The 16,849-nt window shown below is 62.8% G+C and carries 15 protein-coding genes; 12 read left to right on the top strand and 3 right to left on the bottom strand.

Translation table 11 applies throughout. From position 1 onward, the window contains the following. From BM193_RS06370 to BM193_RS06350, 5 genes are all read left to right on the top strand, one after another. Window positions 1-969 carry a D-alanine--D-alanine ligase gene (locus BM193_RS06370; RefSeq protein ID WP_254785911.1) on the top strand — a complete coding sequence of 323 codons (969 nt, stop codon included), beginning with the start codon at window positions 1-3 and terminating at the stop codon, window positions 967-969. Window position 970: 1 nt separating this feature from the next. Continuing rightward, a complete protein-coding gene (locus BM193_RS06365; protein ID WP_092803446.1) occupies window positions 971-1,789 on the top strand; it encodes a cell division protein FtsQ/DivIB in 819 nt (272 codons plus the stop codon). Window positions 1,790-1,838: 49 nt separating this feature from the next. Continuing rightward, the gene (ftsA, locus tag BM193_RS06360; protein ID WP_010394955.1) at window positions 1,839-3,071 is read left to right on the top strand and encodes a cell division protein FtsA; all 1,233 of its coding nucleotides are present in this window, start codon (window positions 1,839-1,841) and stop codon (window positions 3,069-3,071) included. 153 nt (window positions 3,072-3,224) lie between these two features. After that, entirely contained in the window at window positions 3,225-4,433 is a 1,209-nt protein-coding gene (ftsZ, locus tag BM193_RS06355; RefSeq protein WP_092803449.1) for a cell division protein FtsZ, read from the top strand. Between the two features lie 224 nt (window positions 4,434-4,657). Beyond that, window positions 4,658-5,164, top strand: coding sequence for a peroxiredoxin (locus BM193_RS06350; protein ID WP_070290164.1), 507 nt, complete (start codon window positions 4,658-4,660; stop codon window positions 5,162-5,164). A 122-nt stretch (window positions 5,165-5,286) separates the two neighbouring features. Here BM193_RS06350 and BM193_RS06345 read toward each other — a convergent pair whose 3' ends face one another. Then, window positions 5,287-6,054, bottom strand: coding sequence for a class I SAM-dependent methyltransferase (locus BM193_RS06345; RefSeq protein WP_092803452.1), 768 nt, complete (start codon window positions 6,052-6,054; stop codon window positions 5,287-5,289). A 104-nt stretch (window positions 6,055-6,158) separates the two neighbouring features. Here BM193_RS06345 and BM193_RS06340 point away from each other — a divergent pair, with 104 nt between their 5' ends. The 3 genes from BM193_RS06340 (at window position 6,159) to lpxC (ending at window position 8,948) form a co-directional block, all read left to right on the top strand. Continuing rightward, entirely contained in the window at window positions 6,159-6,929 is a 771-nt protein-coding gene (locus BM193_RS06340; RefSeq protein ID WP_092803455.1) for a helix-turn-helix transcriptional regulator, read from the top strand. A gap of 165 nt (window positions 6,930-7,094) precedes the next feature. Beyond that, on the top strand, window positions 7,095-7,937 hold the full coding sequence (locus tag BM193_RS06335) for a DMT family transporter (RefSeq protein WP_092803572.1): 843 nt from the start codon (window positions 7,095-7,097) through the stop codon (window positions 7,935-7,937). 75 nt (window positions 7,938-8,012) lie between these two features. After that, a complete protein-coding gene (gene lpxC / locus BM193_RS06330) occupies window positions 8,013-8,948 on the top strand; it encodes a UDP-3-O-acyl-N-acetylglucosamine deacetylase (protein WP_092803458.1) in 936 nt (311 codons plus the stop codon). A 118-nt stretch (window positions 8,949-9,066) separates the two neighbouring features. Here the strand turns inward: lpxC and BM193_RS06325 are convergent, their stop codons facing one another. Continuing rightward, a complete protein-coding gene (locus BM193_RS06325) occupies window positions 9,067-9,576 on the bottom strand; it encodes a DciA family protein (RefSeq protein WP_092803461.1) in 510 nt (169 codons plus the stop codon). 280 nt (window positions 9,577-9,856) lie between these two features. On the opposite strand from BM193_RS06325, the gene secA reads away from it, so the two are divergent. Beyond that, on the top strand, window positions 9,857-12,628 hold the full coding sequence (gene secA, locus BM193_RS06320; protein WP_092803464.1) for a preprotein translocase subunit SecA: 2,772 nt from the start codon (window positions 9,857-9,859) through the stop codon (window positions 12,626-12,628). A gap of 76 nt (window positions 12,629-12,704) precedes the next feature. Here the strand turns inward: secA and BM193_RS06315 are convergent, their stop codons facing one another. After that, complete coding sequence (locus BM193_RS06315; protein WP_175533179.1) at window positions 12,705-13,946, bottom strand: alpha/beta hydrolase; 1,242 nt, start codon at window positions 13,944-13,946, stop codon at window positions 12,705-12,707. Between the two features lie 298 nt (window positions 13,947-14,244). On the opposite strand from BM193_RS06315, the gene argJ reads away from it, so the two are divergent. Genes argJ through BM193_RS06300 form a run of 3 tightly spaced genes read left to right on the top strand, consistent with a single transcriptional unit; the run spans window position 14,245 to window position 16,792 of the window. After that, the gene (argJ, locus tag BM193_RS06310) at window positions 14,245-15,483 is read left to right on the top strand and encodes a bifunctional glutamate N-acetyltransferase/amino-acid acetyltransferase ArgJ (protein WP_092803468.1); all 1,239 of its coding nucleotides are present in this window, start codon (window positions 14,245-14,247) and stop codon (window positions 15,481-15,483) included. Further along, window positions 15,480-16,361 (top strand): ATP-binding protein, encoded by an 882-nt coding sequence (locus tag BM193_RS06305; protein WP_092803471.1) that lies wholly within the window; start codon window positions 15,480-15,482, stop codon window positions 16,359-16,361. Before argJ ends, BM193_RS06305 begins: the two co-directional genes overlap by 4 nt. Next, window positions 16,358-16,792: an NUDIX domain-containing protein gene (locus BM193_RS06300; RefSeq protein WP_092803474.1), complete on the top strand. Its 435-nt coding sequence runs from the start codon at window positions 16,358-16,360 to the stop codon at window positions 16,790-16,792. The genes BM193_RS06305 and BM193_RS06300 overlap by 4 nt, the downstream gene beginning before the upstream one ends. Window positions 16,793-16,849: the final 57 nt, after the last annotated feature.

The raw sequence follows: 16,849 nt of genomic DNA, 5'->3' as shown, positions 1-16,849 counted from the left end.
GTGAACCAAGCTTCAGCTATCGACGTAAAACAATTGGGCAAGGTCGGCGTCCTGTTCGGCGGCCGTTCGGCCGAGCGCGAAGTGTCGCTGATGTCCGGCGCGGGCGTGCTGGCCGCCTTGAAAAGCCATGGCGTGGATGCGCATGGCTTCGACACGGGCGAGCGCAGCCTGGCCGAACTGGCCGCCGAGAAGTTTGACCGCGTCTTCATCGCGCTGCACGGCCGTTTCGGCGAAGACGGCAGCCTGCAAGGCGCGCTGGAGCAACTGGGCATTCCCTACACGGGCAGCGGCGTGATGGCCTGCTCGGTGGGCATGGACAAGGTCTATACCAAGATGATCTGGCTGATGCACCAGCTGCCGACGCCACAGTACGCGGTGCTGGACGACAGTTCCGATCTGGCCAAGGTCGCCGCGGAACTGGGCTTGCCGCTGATCGTCAAGCCGCCGCACGAAGGCTCGAGCATCGGCATCACCACGGTCAACGAGGCATCGGCCTTCCAGGCGGCCTACGACATCGCCGCCGGCCTCGATGATTCGGTGCTGGCCGAGGAATTCATCAAGGGCCGCGAATTCACCGTGGCGATCCTGGGCAAGGGCGCCACGGCGCGTGCGCTGCCGCCGATTGAAATCGTCGCTCCGCAAGGCAATTACGATTACCAGAACAAGTACTTCACGGACGATACGCAGTATTTCTGCCCGCCGCAGCTGGACCCGGCGATCATCGCCGAGATGGAACGCATCGCCCTGGCGGCGTACCGCGCCCTCGGCTGCGAAGGTTGGGGACGGGTCGATGTGCTGATGCGCGCGGCCGACAGCAAGCTGTTTTTGCTGGAGGTGAATACCTCGCCGGGCATGACCGGTCATTCGCTCGTGCCGATGGCGGCGCGCGCGGAAGGCACCAGCTATGAAGACCTGTGCCTGGAAATCGTTTCGGGCGCAAGCCTGAAAATGCACAAGGGACAGCGCTGATATGTGGCATGACGCTAAAAGCCTCAATACGACTGCCAACGGCTTGCTGGCCGCGGTTCTGGTCGTGTGCGTGGCAGCCGGCGTCTGGTGGGTCTCGCAGCGTCCCATGTTCGACCTGCGCACCATCAAGGTGGAAAGCGCGGACGACAAGGGCCTGCGCCACGTGAATTACCTGACCCTGCGCAGCGGCACCTTGGGCCGCATCAAGGGCAATTTTTTCACGACCAACCTGGAAAGCGTGCGCGGCGTGTTCGAATCGGTGCCCTGGGTGCGCCGCGCCAGCGTGCGGCGCGAGTGGCCGAACCAGCTGATCGTGGCGCTGGAAGAACACGAGGCGCTGGGTACCTGGGGCGAGGATGGACGCCTGCTGTCGGTCAAGGGCGATGTGTTTACGGCCAATGTGGCCGAGGCGGAAGACGACCATGAACTGCCCGCGTTTTCGGGCCCGGATGGCAGCGAGAAGGAAGTGCTGAGCACCTACGTGCAGCTGGAAAAATGGTTCGCGCCCTTGAAGATGGTGCCGGAAGCGCTGTCGCTGTCAAGCCGCTATGCGTGGACCGTGAAACTGAATAACGGCATGAGCGTGGCGCTGGGACGCGAGCAGAATCACACGACCCTGAAGGCGCGGGTCGACCGGCTGGTGGGTATTTATCCGCAGCTGGCGAGCCGCCTGGAAAATATCGACACGATCGACATGCGCTACCAGAATGGCCTGGCGCTCAGTTCCGCCGGCCTCGTGATACCGGCGGAAGGCAAGGATGGCAGACCAGCACCGGCGATCAAGAAGAAAAATGGCAGTCCGATTAAAAAACCGGCTTAACCGAATACTCAATTAATCAATTAATAGCCCAAAAAACTAGGCGAAAGAAATGACAAAAGACGCGAAAAACCTGATCGTCGGCCTCGACATCGGCACCTCGAAAGTGGTGGCGGTGGTAGCCGAAGTGATGTCCGACGGGCGCCACGAAGTGATCGGGCTGGGCCAGCACGAATCGAAGGGCCTGAAAAAAGGCGTGGTGGTCAATATCGAGGCCACGGTGGAGTCCATCCAGCGCGCGCTGGAAGAGGCCGAGCTGATGGCCGACTGCAAGATCCGCAATGTGTATGCGGGCATCGCGGGCAGCCATATCCGCAGCTTCAATTCCAGCGGCATGGTGGCCATCAAGGACAAGGAAGTGACGGCCACCGACGTGGCGCGCGTCATCGAGACGGCAAAAGCGGTTAACATTCCGACCGATCAGCAATTGCTGCACACGGTGCCGCAAGAGTTCATCGTCGACAGCCAGGAAGATGTGCGCGAGCCGATCGGCATGAGCGGCATCCGCCTGGAGGTGAAGGTGCATATCGTCACCGGCGCCGTGTCGGCGGTGCAGAACATCGTCAAGTGCGTGCGCCGCTGCGGCCTGGAAGTGTCGGACCTGATCCTGCAGCCGATGGCGTCCGCCGATGCGGTGCTCACGCCCGATGAAAAGGAACTGGGCGTGGTGCTGATCGACATCGGCGGCGGCACGACCGACGTGGCGGTGTTCTCCGATGGCGCGATCCGCCATACGGCAGTCATTCCCATCGCCGGCGACCAGATCACCAACGACATCGCCATGGCCTTGCGCACCCCGACCGCGGAAGCGGAAGAAATCAAGATCCGCTATGGCGTGGCCAAGCAGGTCCTGGCCGATCCCGGCGAATCGCTGGAAGTGCCTGGGCTGGGCGACCGCGGTCCGCGCAATCTGTCGCGCCAGGCGCTGGCGGCAGTGATCGAGCCGAGGGTCGAAGAGCTGTTCGCCATGGTGCACCAGGTGGTGCGCGAATCGGGCTATGAAGGCGTGCTGTCGTCGGGCATCGTGCTCACGGGCGGCACCTCCATCATGCCCGGCATGGTCGAGATGGCGGAAGATATTTTCCTGAAACCGGCGCGCCTGGGCACGCCCGAGTATCGGGGACAGCTGGCCGACGTGGTGCGCAGTCCGCGCTACGCCACGGTGCTTGGCCTGCTGCTGGAAGCGAAGAAGCAATACCTGCGCGGTCACATCGTGACGCGTCAGGACGGCTCGGTGAAGGCAGTCTGGCAGCGCATGAAGGAATGGTTTTTAGGGAATTTTTAAGGGCATGATGTTCGCCCGGCAGCACAGGTTTTTCAGCAGCATCGCAGGTACACACATAACTTAATTTTATATTTAACCGCAGTTTTCAATCTCCAGTTCTCCTACCAATATGAGGCCTGGCGCTTGGAAACCGCATTCTGATAGGAGCACATCATGGAGTTCGATATGGTCGATAACACAGCTTTAGGTACCGTCATCAAGGTCGTCGGCGTCGGCGGTGCGGGTGGCAATGCAGTCCAACACATGATCAACAAAGGCATGTCGGGCGTGGAGTTCATTGCCGCCAATACCGACGCACAGGCCCTGTCGACATCGAAGGCCCACAACATCATCCAGATCGGCGATACGGGTCTGGGCGCCGGCATGAAGCCTGCCGTCGGCCGCCAGCTGGCGGAAGAATCGCGCACGCGCATCGCCGATTCGCTGCGCGGCGCGCACATGGTCTTCATCGCCGCCGGCATGGGCGGTGGCACGGGCACGGGCGCCGCTCCCATCGTGGCCGAAGTGGCCAAGGAACTGGGCGCGCTGACGGTGGCCGTGGTTTCCAAGCCATTCTCGTACGAAGGCCAGAAGTGCATGGACATCGCCGACGAAGGCCTGGAGCAGCTGTCCCTGCACGTCGATTCGCTGATCATCATTCTCAACGAAAAGCTGGAAGAGATCTACGAAGACGAAAGCATGCTGGAATGGATGCAGCACGCCGATGATGTGCTCAACAACGCGGTGGCCGGCATTGCCGAAATCATCAACGTGCCGGGCCATATCAACGTCGACTTCAATGACGTGAAAACCATCATGGGCGAGCAGGGCAAGGCCATGATGGGCACGGCGACGGCGTCCGGTGTCGACCGCGCGCGTATCGCCGCTGAACAGGCGGTTGCTTCGCCGCTGCTCGACGGCATTGATCTCTCCGGCGCGCGCGGCGTGCTGGTCAACGTCACGGCCAGCCGTGGCCTGAAGGGCAAGGAGATCAAGGAAGTCATGGCCGCCGTGCGGGCGTTTGCCGCGCCGGACGCGTCGATCGCGCAAGGTATCGCCTACGACGATGAGATGGGCGACGATATCCGCGTCACCGTGGTGGCGACTGGCCTGGGCCGCGCGAAGAAAAACATCCAGCTGGTACCGCAGCAAGTGCTGCGCACCGGTACCCACAACAGCCCGCTGACCCCGTCGGCGGCGATGGGCGGCGCGCAGGCGGCGACCACCAGCGTGGGCGTGGCCACGCCGGCAGCCGGTTTCGACGGCATGAAGGCACCGGCCGTCTGGCGCCGCGAATCGGCTTCCGAGCAGGTGCGCGCGATGGAAAAGAATGGCATGGAGACCTACGACATTCCAGCGTTCCTGCGCAAGCAAGCAGATTAAGGTGATCTGATGTCAGTAGCGATGACGGCGGCCTGAGGGCCGCCGTTTTTTTATCCGCTTTCTTGATGCTGGCCTTTGCCTTTCCCGCCATTTTCTGCACAAATACGGCAAGTCAGGCATACTATCGCGCAGTGTCGGCATCATGCCGGCAGAACCAGATCACGGGCGTTGTCCGTTCCACGGAATGGACGGCGCCCTCAACCGACAGTACACAAGGAGTCAACATGACCATCAAGATCGGCGACACCCTGCCAGAAGGCACCCTGGCTGAATTCATCGAAAGCGAAACCGAAGGCTGCGCACTGGGCCCGAACACCTTCAACGTGCAGGACCTGGTGAAGGGCAAGAAGATCGCCATCTTCGGCCTGCCGGGCGCCTACACCCCGACTTGCTCCGCACAGCACGTGCCAGGCTACGTCAAGCACGCCGCCGACCTGAAGGCCAAGGGCGTCGATGAAATCTGGTGCATCTCCGTCAACGACGCGTTCGTGATGGGCGCCTGGGGCCGCGACCAGAAAGCCACCGGCGTGGTACGCATGATGGCTGACGGCAACGCCGCCTACAGCAAGGCCCTGGGCCTGGACGCCGATTTCTCCAAGCACGGCATGGGCACGCGCTCGCAGCGCTACTCGATGCTGGTCGACAATGGCGTCGTGACGCAACTGAACATCGAGCAAGGCGGCAAGTTCGAAGTGTCGAATGCCGAAACCTTGCTGGGCCAGCTGGCTTGATGGTCGGGGTCAGACCCTTAGGGTCTGACCCCAGCAATTGATGTAGGGTTAATGCCCAGCTAAAGCTTGCTACCAACCCAAATCAAAATCTGGGGTCGGACCCAAAGGGTCCGACCCCATTTTTATTGCACCTGCGGTTTTGTCGCCTCGAACATGGCCGCGTCGATGCTGAACGAATAATCGTCCTGCAGCGCGAAGTAGCGCCGCGCTTCCTCTGGCGCGCCATCGAACAGGTGGCGGATGGCGGCCACTCTTTCGCTCGGGGTGCGCATGCGCGCCACCCACTCGTCGAACCGCATCGTCAGTTTCCACACGCTGCGCAAGCTGTGGGCAAAACCCGCGTTGTCGAACTTGGCGCCCCATTCGCAGGTGCGGTAATCGCGCACGTGCGAAGCGTCGCGCAGCATTTCCACCGCCTGCAGGGTGCTGTCGTACAGGGCCGTCTTCGGCGCCACGATGTCGACCACCAGCAAGGTGCCGTTCGGGCGCAGCACGCGCCAGGCTTCCGCCAGCGCCGCCGCCACGTCGTTCCAGTGGTGTGCGGAAAAGCGCGTGACGACCATGTCGAAGCTGGCATCGGCAAACGGCAGGCGGGCCACGTCGCCCTGCTGCGTGCGGATGTTGTGCAAGCCGCGCTGCGCCTTGGCGTGGTCCACCACGTCGAGCATGGGTTGCGCCAGGTCGTAGGCAATCACCGACGCGGCCACGGGCGCGACGGCGAAGCTGGCGTGGCCGGCGCCGCAACCCAGGTCCAGCACCACCGGTTTGCCATGGCGGCGCGCGCCTTCCTGCATCAGCACCAGGTCGGCGCCTTGCGCGTGGACCGCGCTGCTCAGGTAGGCATTCGCCGTCTTGCCAAACTGTTCGGTAACGACATCGTGCTGTTGCATGGTTTTCTCCTGTTGATGGGTGAGTACATGCAGAATAAGGATAAAATTATCCTGTAACAAGACCATAACTTATACTGGTATCTCCACTACCATGCATCCCTGTCATGTCAAGCAAGCTTGCTGAATTCATCCGCGCCCGGCGCGAAGCCGTGACCCCCGCCATGGCCGGCTTGCCCGGCGGCGGACGACGTCGCACGCCGGGACTGCGGCGCGAAGAGCTGGCGCAGCTGTGCGACGTCAGTCCCACCTGGCTGACGTGGCTGGAGCAGGGCCGGCCCGTGTCGGCATCGGCCAAGATGCTGGCGCGCCTGGCGCAAGTGCTGCAGCTGAGCACGGCCGAACGCGCCTATCTGTTCGAGGTGGCCGACAAGCATGACCCCAGCCATGGAGCAGGCGAGGGCGACGGTCCCGCCGCCGCCGAGCTGGCCGCCATCGTCGCCGCCATCGCGGCGCCCGCGTATATCCTCGATCGCGCATGGAACGCCGTGGCGTGGAATGACGCCGCCGGCAGCCTGTTCACGGGCTGGCTGCATGGCGACGGGGGCGCGCCGAACCAGCTGCGCTTCATGTTCCTGGAAGCGGGCGCGCGGGAACTGGTCGTCGGCTGGCCCGAGCGGGCGCAGCGGCTGGTGGCGGAGTTCCGCGCCGATATCGGCCGCCACGCGGACCAGGCGCCACTGGCCGGCCTGATCGCGGAGCTGGCCGGGGCCAGCGCGCCATTTCGCCAGTGGTGGCAGACGCAGCAGGTGCAGGGGCGCGACGGGTGCTTGCGCCGCTTCCAGCATCCGCGGCAGGGTCTGCTCGCGTTCAACCAGGTGACTCTGCACCTGGCGCGCCAGCACGAGCTGAAGCTGGTGATGCTGTTGCCCGCATAGTTGCCCCTTTGAAAATAAAAATCGGCCACGCTTGCTATAATCGGGCTGACCGTCTGGCTTTGCCATGCTGTCCTGGCTCTGGCCGTCGCCATGATGACGGTCCCGTCCTTTCGCCAGGAGTCTGTCTTGTTACCCCGCAATCCCAATCTGCGCAGCATCTATGTGATGCTGATCGCCGTCGCCATGTTTTCCCTGATGGACACGGCCATGAAGCTGCTGTCCGCCCATTATCCCGCCATGCAGGTGACGGCCCTGCGCGCCTTGTCGTCCTTGCCGCTCGTCTGCCTGTACCTGCTGTACCGTGGTGCCTTCAAGAATGTGCTGAAGGTGCGCTGGCCGCTGCACCTGCTGCGCGGCGCGCTCGGCGTGCTGATGATCACCCTGTTCGCCTACGGCTTGAAGCGCATGTCGCTGGCCGAGACGTATGCGCTGTTCTTCGTCGCCCCCTTGCTGATTACGGTGCTGTCGGTGTTTATCCTGAAGGAAAAAGTCGACTTCGCCCGCTGGTGCGCCATCGCCGTGGGCCTGCTGGGCGTGCTGGTGGCCCTGCGTCCGGACGGTACCGGCTTCTTCTCGCTGGCGGGCCTGGCCGTGCTGGGTTCGGCCGCCTGCTATGCGATTTCCGCCGTCACGGGACGCATCCTCAGCCGCACGGACGCCAGCGAAAGCATGGTCTTCTGGCTGATGGTGATGATGGCCCTCGGCGGCGTGGCCCTGTCGGCGCATGAGTGGGTGAGCATCCGGCGCGACGACTGGTGGCTGCTGGCGGGCTTGTCCGTCAGCGGTTTCCTGGGGCAGCTGGCGATCACGGAGGCATTTCGCCATGGCAAGGCATCGAGCGTGGCGCCATTCGAATACTCGGCCCTGGCCTGGGGCATGGCCCTGGACTGGCTGCTGTGGCGCGCCTTGCCCGACCACTACACCCTGATCGGCGCGGCCATCATCATCGGCAGCGGGATTTACCTGGTGCGCCGCGAAGCCGTGCATGCGGAAAGCGAGCATCCCTGACGGCGCATTGTGGTTTTTCTGGCGCGGCCCATGCCGCGCCGCAACGAAAAGACGCCAAATGGATATAATCGACAGATGTTAAAACAACGCACTATCAAACAATTGGTCCGCACCATCGGTGTCGGCTTGCATTCAGGAACCAAGGTCGAGCTGACCTTGCGTCCCGCCGCGATCGACACGGGCATCGTGTTTCGCCGCATCGACCTCGATCCCGTGGTGGAGTTTCCCGCCAGCGCCATGGCCGTGGGCGATACGCGCATGGCTTCCGTGCTGATCAAGGATGGCGCGCGGGTGTCCACTGTGGAACACTTGATGTCGGCCGCGGCCGGCATGGGCATCGATAATATGTTTATCGATGTGAATGCGGAAGAAATTCCCATCATGGACGGTTCCGCCTCGTCCTTCGTCTATCTGTTGCAGCAAGCAGGGGTGGAAGAGCAGGAAGCGGCGAAAAAATTCATCAAGGTCATCAAGCCTGTCGAAGTGCGCCACGGCAAGGGCGACGCGGAGAAGTGGGCGCGACTGTCGCCGTATGACGGCTTCAAGCTCGATTTTTTCATCGAATTCAATCATCCTGCCGTCGATGGCACGATGCAGCGCGCCTCCGTCGATTTCGGCGACGTGTCCTATGTGCATGACGTGGCGCGCGCGCGCACCTTCGGCTTCATGCAGGACGTGGAAAGCTTGCGCGGCATGGGCCTGGCGCGTGGCGGTTCGCTGGAAAACGCCATCGTCATGGACGAGTACCGCATCCTCAACGCGGATGGCTTGCGCTACGAAGACGAGTTCGTGCGCCACAAGATCCTCGACGCCATCGGCGACCTGTACCTGGTGGGCCATCCGCTGCTGGCGTATTACACGGCGCACAAGTCCGGCCACGCGCTGAACAACCAGCTGCTGCTGGCGCTGCTGGAGCAGCCCGATGCGTATGAAATCGTCTCGTTCGCCACGAACGAGGAAGCGCCGCAGTCGTATTTGCGTCAAATGCAGCGCGAGTGGTCGCTGACCTGATCTGAGCGACACCGCGTTAGACGTGCTGCGCGGCGGGTTAGGCGGCCTGCGCCTCCGAGCCACCTCTTCCTGCCGCTTGCCACGGTTTTCCGAGGTGTCAAAAGCTTGCCGGGCGCTCTTAATCTTTAGGTTCGCGGTGGTGGCGCACCATGTTGCGCAGCGCCGCGATCAATTGTTCGTTCTGTTTGGAGGGCGGCAGGGCCGTGCTCAGTTCTTCCAGGGCGGACATGGCTTTTTCCGGCAAGACCAGCGCCCGCGTATGCACGATGGGCGCGATGCTCTTGATGACTTGCACTTTGAGCTTGATGCCTGAAATCTGCCAGCCCTTTCTTTCCAGTTCCCCTTGCAGTTTCGGCAATTGCTGCTTGAGCTTGGCCGCCAGCGCCGCGTTCGGCGTGGCCAGCACCAGCTGGCCGCTCTCGAATTGCAGGATATCGCAGTGTTCGAACATCACCGGCAAGGCCTTGGCGCAATCTTTTTGCAGCGCGGCCAGGCGCGTGACGGTGGGCATCAGGGATGCCATCGTCGCATTGCCGCGCAGAAAGTCGGTCGCGCCCGTGACGGCCGGGCCTGAGCGGGCAAAGCCGTAGCCGCGGCGCGGTGCCGGAGAATAAGTGGGAGTTCGCATGGGCGAAACATATCACAAGTGGCCCGCGCATGACGAGCGGGGTGGCCGCTGAACGCCTGGCCGGCTGCTGGTATTGCCTTACAGCATGGGAAATGTCCGCAAATTCTGCCATTTGTTTGTCATTAAGCTATTGTTATATGGCGCATTACCCCAACCATGTCGGGAACGCATGATAAAATCATCGTCTTTTGCCATAGTCGAACTCCGTGCGGTGACGCGATGCTTGCCTCGTTGTTCCCTACCGAGCTTTTTTTAACGGCGTTTTTTCAAGAATTCAAGCATGTCATTACTGACCCAGATTTTCGGTAGCCGCAACCAGCGGCTGCTCAAGCAATACCAAAAAACGGTACGCGAGATCAATGCGCTCGAGCCGGTCATCGAAAAGCTGTCGGATGCCGAGCTGCAAGCGAAGACGCCTGCCTTCAAGGAACGCATCGCCGGCGGCGAATCGCTCGATGCCTTGTTGCCGGAAGCGTTCGCCGTCTGCCGCGAGGCCAGCAAGCGCGTCCTGCGCATGCGCCACTTCGACGTGCAGATGATCGGCGGCATGGTCTTGCACTATGGCAAGATCGCGGAGATGGGCACGGGCGAGGGCAAGACCCTGATGGCAACCTTGCCCGCCTACCTGAACGCCTTGTCGGGCAAGGGCGTGCACATCGTCACCGTCAATGATTACCTGGCGCAGCGCGATGCCGAGACCATGGGCCGCCTGTATGCGTGGCTGGGCCTGTCGACGGGCGTGAACATGTCGCAGATGGAGCACAGCGCCAAGCAGCAGGCGTACGCCTCGGACATCACCTATGGCACGAACAATGAATTCGGTTTCGACTTCTTGCGCGATAACATGGTCTACGAAGCGCGCGAGCGCGTGCAGCGCAGCCTGAACTTCGGCATCGTCGATGAAGTCGACTCGATCCTGATCGATGAAGCGCGTACGCCGTTGATCATTTCGGGCCAGGCCGAGAACCATACCGACCTGTATCACAAGATCAATGCAGTGCCTGCGCGCCTGACCTTGCAGATCGGCGAAGAAACGCCGGACGGCAAGGGCAAGGTGGAAGTGCCGGGCGACTACACCAAGGATGAAAAAGCGCACCAGGTGCTGCTGACGGAAGCGGGCCACGAAAAGGCCGAGCGCATCCTGATGGAAATGGGCCTGCTGCCGGAAGGCGCCTCGCTGTACGATTCGGCCAACATCACCCTCGTGCACCACCTGTATGCGGCCCTGCGCGCGCATGCGCTGTACTTCAAGGATCAGCACTATGTGGTGCAGAACAATGAAGTGGTGATCGTCGATGAATTCACGGGCCGCCTGATGACGGGCCGCCGCTGGTCCGACGGCCTGCATCAGGCTGTCGAAGCGAAGGAAGGCGTCAAAATCCAGAACGAGAACCAGACCCTGGCCTCGATCACCTTCCAGAACTACTTCCGCATGTATGCCAAGCTGGCCGGCATGACCGGTACGGCCGATACCGAAGCGTACGAATTCCAGGAAATCTACGGCCTGGAAACGGTCGTGATCCCGCAAAACCGTCCGCTGCAGCGCAAGGACCGCCAGGATCAGGTCTACAAATCGTCGGCGGAAAAGTACAACGCGATGTTGAACGACATCCGCGACTGCTACGAGCGCGGCCAGCCCGTGCTGGTGGGCACGACCTCGATCGAGAACTCGGAATTGCTGTCGGGCATCCTGACCAAGGCCGGTTTGCCGCACAACGTGCTGAACGCGAAGCAGCATGCCCGCGAAGCGGAAATCATCGCCCAGGCAGGCCGTCCGAAAGCCATCACCATCGCCACCAACATGGCCGGTCGCGGTACCGACATCGTGTTGGGCGGTAACGTGGAAAACCAGATCAAGTTCATCGAAGCCAATCCTGAGCTGAGCGACGCTGAAAAAGCGGCGCAGGCGCAGAAGCTGCGCGATGAATGGCAGTCGCTGCACGACCACGTGGTCAATGCGGGCGGCTTGCACATCATCGGCACCGAGCGACACGAATCGCGCCGCGTCGACAACCAGCTGCGTGGCCGTGCCGGCCGCCAGGGCGATCCGGGCTCGTCCCGCTTCTACCTGTCGCTCGACGACGCGCTGCTGCGCATCTTCGCCGGCGACCGCGTGCGCGCCGTGATGGACCGCCTGAAAATGCCGGAAGGCGAACCGATCGAGGCAGGCATCGTCTCGCGTTCGATCGAATCGGCCCAGCGCAAGGTGGAAGCGCGCAACTTCGACATCCGCAAGCAATTGCTGGAATACGATGACGTCGCCAACGACCAGCGCAAGGTGATCTACCAGCAGCGTAACGAGCTGCTGGAAACGACCGATATCTCGGACATGATCGCCTCCCTGCGCCACGGCGTGTTCACCGACCTGGTGCACCAGTACGTGCCGCAGGAATCGGTGGAAGAGCAGTGGGATATCAAGGGCCTGGAAAAAACCTTGTCCGGCGAATGGCTGATCGACTTGCCGCTGCAGCAAATGCTGGAAGCCGATCCGACCCTGACGGACGAAGAGATCCTGGAAAAAGTGCTGGCCGCGGCCGATGCCGTGTACCAGTCGAAGATCGATATCGTCGGCAAGGAATCGTTTGGCGGCTTCGAGCGCAATGTCATGCTGCAAAGCGTCGACAGCCACTGGCGCGAACACCTGGCGGCGCTCGATCACCTGCGCCAGGGTATTCACCTGCGCGGTTATGCGCAGAAGAACCCGAAACAGGAATACAAGCGCGAAGCGTTTGAACTGTTTGGCCAGATGCTCGACATGATCAAGAACGACGTCACGAAACACGTGATGACGGTGCGCATCCAGTCGCGCGAAGAAGTCGATGCGGCCGAGCAGGCGATGCAGCAGTCGCACGTGGAAAACGTGCACTACCAGCACGCCGAATTCGACCCGAACGCGGCGCCGGAAGAACTGCTGGCACCGACGGCCGTTGCCGCGCATGACGACAGCGTCGATGACATGAGCGTGAGCATGGGCGTCAAAGTGGGCCGCAACGACCCATGCCCTTGCGGCAGCGGCAAGAAGTACAAGGCGTGCCACGGCAAGCTGGCTTGAGGCCGGTTTGACGGCATGAGCAAAAACGGAGACCGCGGTCTCCGTTTTTTTATGCCTGCCGCGCGCCGCTTGCCGCTCAGGGAAATGCCCAGTACTGCGGCGCCTGCGATGGAATGCCTTTCAAGCCGCCGCGGTTTTTTGCCCGCTGCCCCGTCTTGATCATGGTGGCGATATCGGTCAGCAGGACGCGGTTGCTGGCGAAGTAATCGTGACCCATGAAGTTCATGATGACGGCCGAGGCATCGACGAGTTCCACGCCGGGGATGCCGATCACGGGCGCGCGGATGTCGCCTATCCTGTCCCAGTCGGCAAAATTGTAGGAAGCGCGGATCGCCTTGTCATTCGCGGAGGCGTACAGGGTGGCGGGAAGCTTCAGGCTGGCAAAGCGGGGGGCGATCTGCTCGCGGAAGACGTCGGCATTGATGTCCGGCGCGGCCAGCACCACCTGCTTGAACAGGGGCAGCAGGTCGGGGCGCTTTTCCAGCAGGCTGGCCAGCGCCAAGGTCATCGGCCGGTTGCCCATGCTGTGGGCGATGATGTAGATATCGGTGGCGGAGGAATGTTCGGCGAAGTCGGCCAGGAATGCCTGCAGGTGCGCCTGCGTCCATTCGGCCGCATTCTGGTCGAATTCATAGCCTGCCAGGCTGCCCTTCGATGGCCAGCTGTAGAACACGGGCAGGGCGCCGATATCGAGGTCGACCGCCATCTGCGCCGTGCGCCGGGCGGCGTCGTCAAACGAGTTGCTGTAGCCGTGGATATAGAGGAAGGCGGCGCGCCGCTCCGGCGCGGCCTGTATCCTGGCCTTGACGGTGGCGAGGAAATCCGCACGCGACAGGCGCGTGCTTGCCTTGATCAACACATATTTTTTCGCATCGTCGCTGGAAAGCACGTCGTACCAGGGCGGCAGCGGCAGCTCGCCCGGCGCTCGCTTGTCGGGGACGCTCACGAGGACGCTGCCATAGCTGAGGTGGGGCGCCACGCGGTTGGGCTGCCAACCATAGCTGTGGCTGCTGGGCTGGTATTGCCGGTCGGTGGCATAGTACACGGTGACGTGCATGGCGCCGGCCGGCGCGGGCTCGTTGTCGGACGCCGGCGTGCCGCCATTGCCGATGCTGCTGACGCTGCTTGTCAGGTTGCCGATGCTGCCGGCCAGGCCGCCCCTGCCCGACCATGTGCCGCTCCATGAACTGCTTGGCGGTGGCCGCCGTACCCAGCCAGGCGGTGGCGCTGCCGGCGCGGGGGGCGCCGTGGAGGCCTGTTCGGCGGAGTCGCCGCCTATCGGCCGTACCGCGTCATCCTGTACCGTGCAGGCCGTCAACCCGGCCAGCAGGCAAAGCAGGCATAAAAAAGGCCACAGGCAGCTGTGCTGTTTTCCGTATGACTGACCATGCGCCATGACATCCTCCCTGGGCGGCGCGCTTGCAAGGCCGAGCATCGCCCGTTCGTATACCTTAGTACCGCCCGGCGGCATCGCCCTGATTAATCGCAAGCCTGGCAGCGGTGCCCGCGCATGCCGGCATCGTCCGGGCCAGCGCGACAATTCAGTTGCCGCATGTTCAGCTGTGCCGCGAAGGCGCTACAATAGCGCTTCCATTTTCCCTCGCAGAAGAACTCCTATGGCCGTCAATTCTCCCAAGCCCGTCGCCGCCGACTTGAAAGCCGTCGCCGGCATTGAAATCGGTGTTGCCGAAGCCGGCATCAAGAAACCCAACCGCAAGGATTTGCTGGTACTGAAACTGGCGCCGACGGCCACCGTGGCCGGCGTGTTCACCTTGAACCGCTTCTGCGCCGCGCCCGTGCAAATCTCGAAAGCCAACCTGGCGGCCGTGACGGCCGGCGCCGCGCCGATCCGCGCGCTGCTGGTCAATACGGGCAACGCGAACGCGGGCACGGGCGAATCGGGCCTGGCCGACGCGCAGGCCAGCTGCGCCGCGCTGGCCGAGCTGCTGGGCTGCACGCCGCAGCAGATCCTGCCGTTCTCCACGGGCGTGATCCTCGAGCCGCTGCCCGTGCAGCGCCTGGTCGCGGGCTTGCCGCAAGCCGTCGCCGCGCTCACCCCGGACAACTGGTTCTCGGCCGCCGAAGCCATCATGACCACCGACACGCAGCCGAAAGCGGGCTCGCGCACCGTCACCATCGGTGGCCACGCGGTGACGCTGACGGGCATCAGCAAGGGCGCCGGCATGATCAAGCCGAACATGGCCACCATGCTGGGTTTCCTGGCGTTCGACGCCACCGTGGCCCAGCCCGTGCTGGACCAGCTGGTGAAACAGGCGGCCGACAAGTCGTTCAACTGCATCACCATCGATGGCGACACGTCCACCAATGACTCGTTCATGCTGGTGGCCACCGGTGCGGGCAGCCTGGTCATCGATTCCATCGATTCGCCGCACTACGCGGAACTGGCGGCCGCCGTCACCGAACTGTCGACTTTCCTGGCGCAAGCCATCGTGCGCGACGGCGAAGGCGCCACCAAGTTCATGACCGTGACCGTGGAAGACGGCCGCAACGTGGAAGAGTGCCGCAAGATCGCCTATTCCATCGCCCATTCGCCGCTGGTGAAAACGGCGTTCTTCGCCTCCGACCCGAACCTGGGCCGCATCCTGGCCGCCATCGGCTATGCGGGCGTGGACGACCTGGACGTGGGCCAGCTGAACCTGTACCTGGACGACGTCTGGGTGGCCAAGAATGGCGGCCGCAATCCCGACTACCAGGAGCAGGATGGCCAGCGCGTGATGCAGCAGAGCGAAATCACCATCCGCGTGAAACTGGCGCGCGGCGAAGCCACGGCGACCCTGTGGACGTGCGACCTGTCGCATGACTACGTGTCGATCAACGCCGACTACCGCTCATGACCGGCCTCGATCAATTCCTGATCCGTGCCGAGGCGTTGCTGGCGAGGGTGGAAGCGATCCTGCCGCAAGCGGCGCCCGCGCCGGACTGGAACAGCTTTGCCTTCCGCTGGCGCCGCCGTCCGGGCGGCGTGCCGTATCTGCAGGCCGTGGCGCACGTGTCGACCATCGCGCTGGATGACTTGCACAATATCGGCACGCAAAAGGCGCAGATCGAACAGAACACGCGCCAGTTCGTGAATGGCCGTCCGGCCAACAACGTGCTGCTGACGGGCGCGCGCGGCACGGGCAAGTCGTCGCTGATCAAGGCCTGTTTGAACCAGTTCGCCGGCCAGGGCTTGCGCCTGATCGAAGTGGACAAGGCCGACCTGGCCGACTTGCCCGACATCGTCGACCTGGTGGCGGCGCGCCCCGAGCGCTTCATCATCTTTTGCGACGATTTGTCGTTCGAAGAGGGCGAAAGCGGCTACAAGGCGCTGAAGGTGGCGCTCGACGGCAGCATCGCCGCGCAATCGGACAATGTGCTGATCTACGCCACCTCGAACCGCCGTCACCTGATGCCGGAACGCATGTCGGACAACAGCAGCTACAAGACGGACGACGATGGCGATTTGCATCCGGGCGAAACGGTGGAAGAGAAAATCTCGCTGTCCGAGCGCTTCGGCCTGTGGCTGTCGTTCTATCCGTTCAAGCAGGATGACTACCTCGACATCACGGCGCACTGGCTGGCCTCGTTCGGCTGCACGCCGGAACAGATCGCGCAAGCGCGCGGCGATGCCCTGCGCTGGGCCTTGCAGCGCGGTTCCCGTTCGGGCCGTGTCGCCTGGCAATTCGCGCGCGATTATGCTGGGAAACTACCTGCGGGAAAGCTGTCGCCATGAGCGAAGTGACCTTGCAGGCTAAAGTGCGACCCGTCGACGTGGCCGTCGGCATCCTGATGAAGCCGAATGGCGACGTGCTGCTGGGCCAGCGTCCGGCTGGCAAGCCGTATGACGGCTACTGGGAGTTTCCAGGCGGTAAAGTCGAGCCGGGCGAAGCCATACTCGACGCCTTGAAACGCGAGTTTGTCGAGGAGTTGGGATTGCATATCGACAGCGCCGAAGCCTGGTGCGGCGTGGAATATGTGTATCCGCACGCCCATGTGCGCCTGCATTTCTATATCAGCCGCGAATGGCGGGGCGAGCCGCAAAGCCTGGAAGGGCAGGCGTTCGCCTGGCAAGGCACGGTGGGCGTGGAGCCCTTGCTGCCGGCCACCATTCCCCTGCTGGAATGGCTCGATGAGGTGCGGCGGGAATCCCTGATGCCTGCCTGACCTGCGCTTGTGCCGGCGGGCAGCGCCCTGCTGCGTGCCGGCGCAAGCTTTTCCCTG

The organism is Janthinobacterium sp. 344 (assembly GCF_900112025.1).
GTDB lineage: Bacteria > Pseudomonadota > Gammaproteobacteria > Burkholderiales > Burkholderiaceae_D > Janthinobacterium.
The sequence above is the reverse complement of the archived record's forward strand: the minus strand, read 5'-3'. Positions and strand labels throughout refer to the sequence as shown.

Excerpts from the sequence above, each read along its gene's own strand:
- BM193_RS06335 (WP_092803572.1), top strand. The coding sequence starts at position 7,095 with ATGCTGATCGCCGTCGCCATGTTTTCCCTGATGGACACGGCCATGAAG.
- BM193_RS06340 (WP_092803455.1), top strand. The coding sequence starts at position 6,159 with ATGTCAAGCAAGCTTGCTGAATTCATCCGCGCCCGGCGCGAAGCCGTG.
- BM193_RS06365 (WP_092803446.1), top strand. The coding sequence starts at position 971 with ATGTGGCATGACGCTAAAAGCCTCAATACGACTGCCAACGGCTTGCTG.
- BM193_RS06345 (WP_092803452.1), bottom strand. The coding sequence starts at position 6,054 with ATGCAACAGCACGATGTCGTTACCGAACAGTTTGGCAAGACGGCGAAT.
- secA (WP_092803464.1), top strand. The coding sequence starts at position 9,857 with ATGTCATTACTGACCCAGATTTTCGGTAGCCGCAACCAGCGGCTGCTC.
- argJ (WP_092803468.1), top strand. The coding sequence starts at position 14,245 with ATGGCCGTCAATTCTCCCAAGCCCGTCGCCGCCGACTTGAAAGCCGTC.
- ftsZ (WP_092803449.1), top strand. The coding sequence starts at position 3,225 with ATGGAGTTCGATATGGTCGATAACACAGCTTTAGGTACCGTCATCAAG.
- BM193_RS06300 (WP_092803474.1), top strand. The coding sequence starts at position 16,358 with ATGAGCGAAGTGACCTTGCAGGCTAAAGTGCGACCCGTCGACGTGGCC.
- BM193_RS06305 (WP_092803471.1), top strand. The coding sequence starts at position 15,480 with ATGACCGGCCTCGATCAATTCCTGATCCGTGCCGAGGCGTTGCTGGCG.
- ftsA (WP_010394955.1), top strand. The coding sequence starts at position 1,839 with ATGACAAAAGACGCGAAAAACCTGATCGTCGGCCTCGACATCGGCACC.
- BM193_RS06350 (WP_070290164.1), top strand. The coding sequence starts at position 4,658 with ATGACCATCAAGATCGGCGACACCCTGCCAGAAGGCACCCTGGCTGAA.
- lpxC (WP_092803458.1), top strand. The coding sequence starts at position 8,013 with ATGTTAAAACAACGCACTATCAAACAATTGGTCCGCACCATCGGTGTC.
- BM193_RS06325 (WP_092803461.1), bottom strand. The coding sequence starts at position 9,576 with ATGCGAACTCCCACTTATTCTCCGGCACCGCGCCGCGGCTACGGCTTT.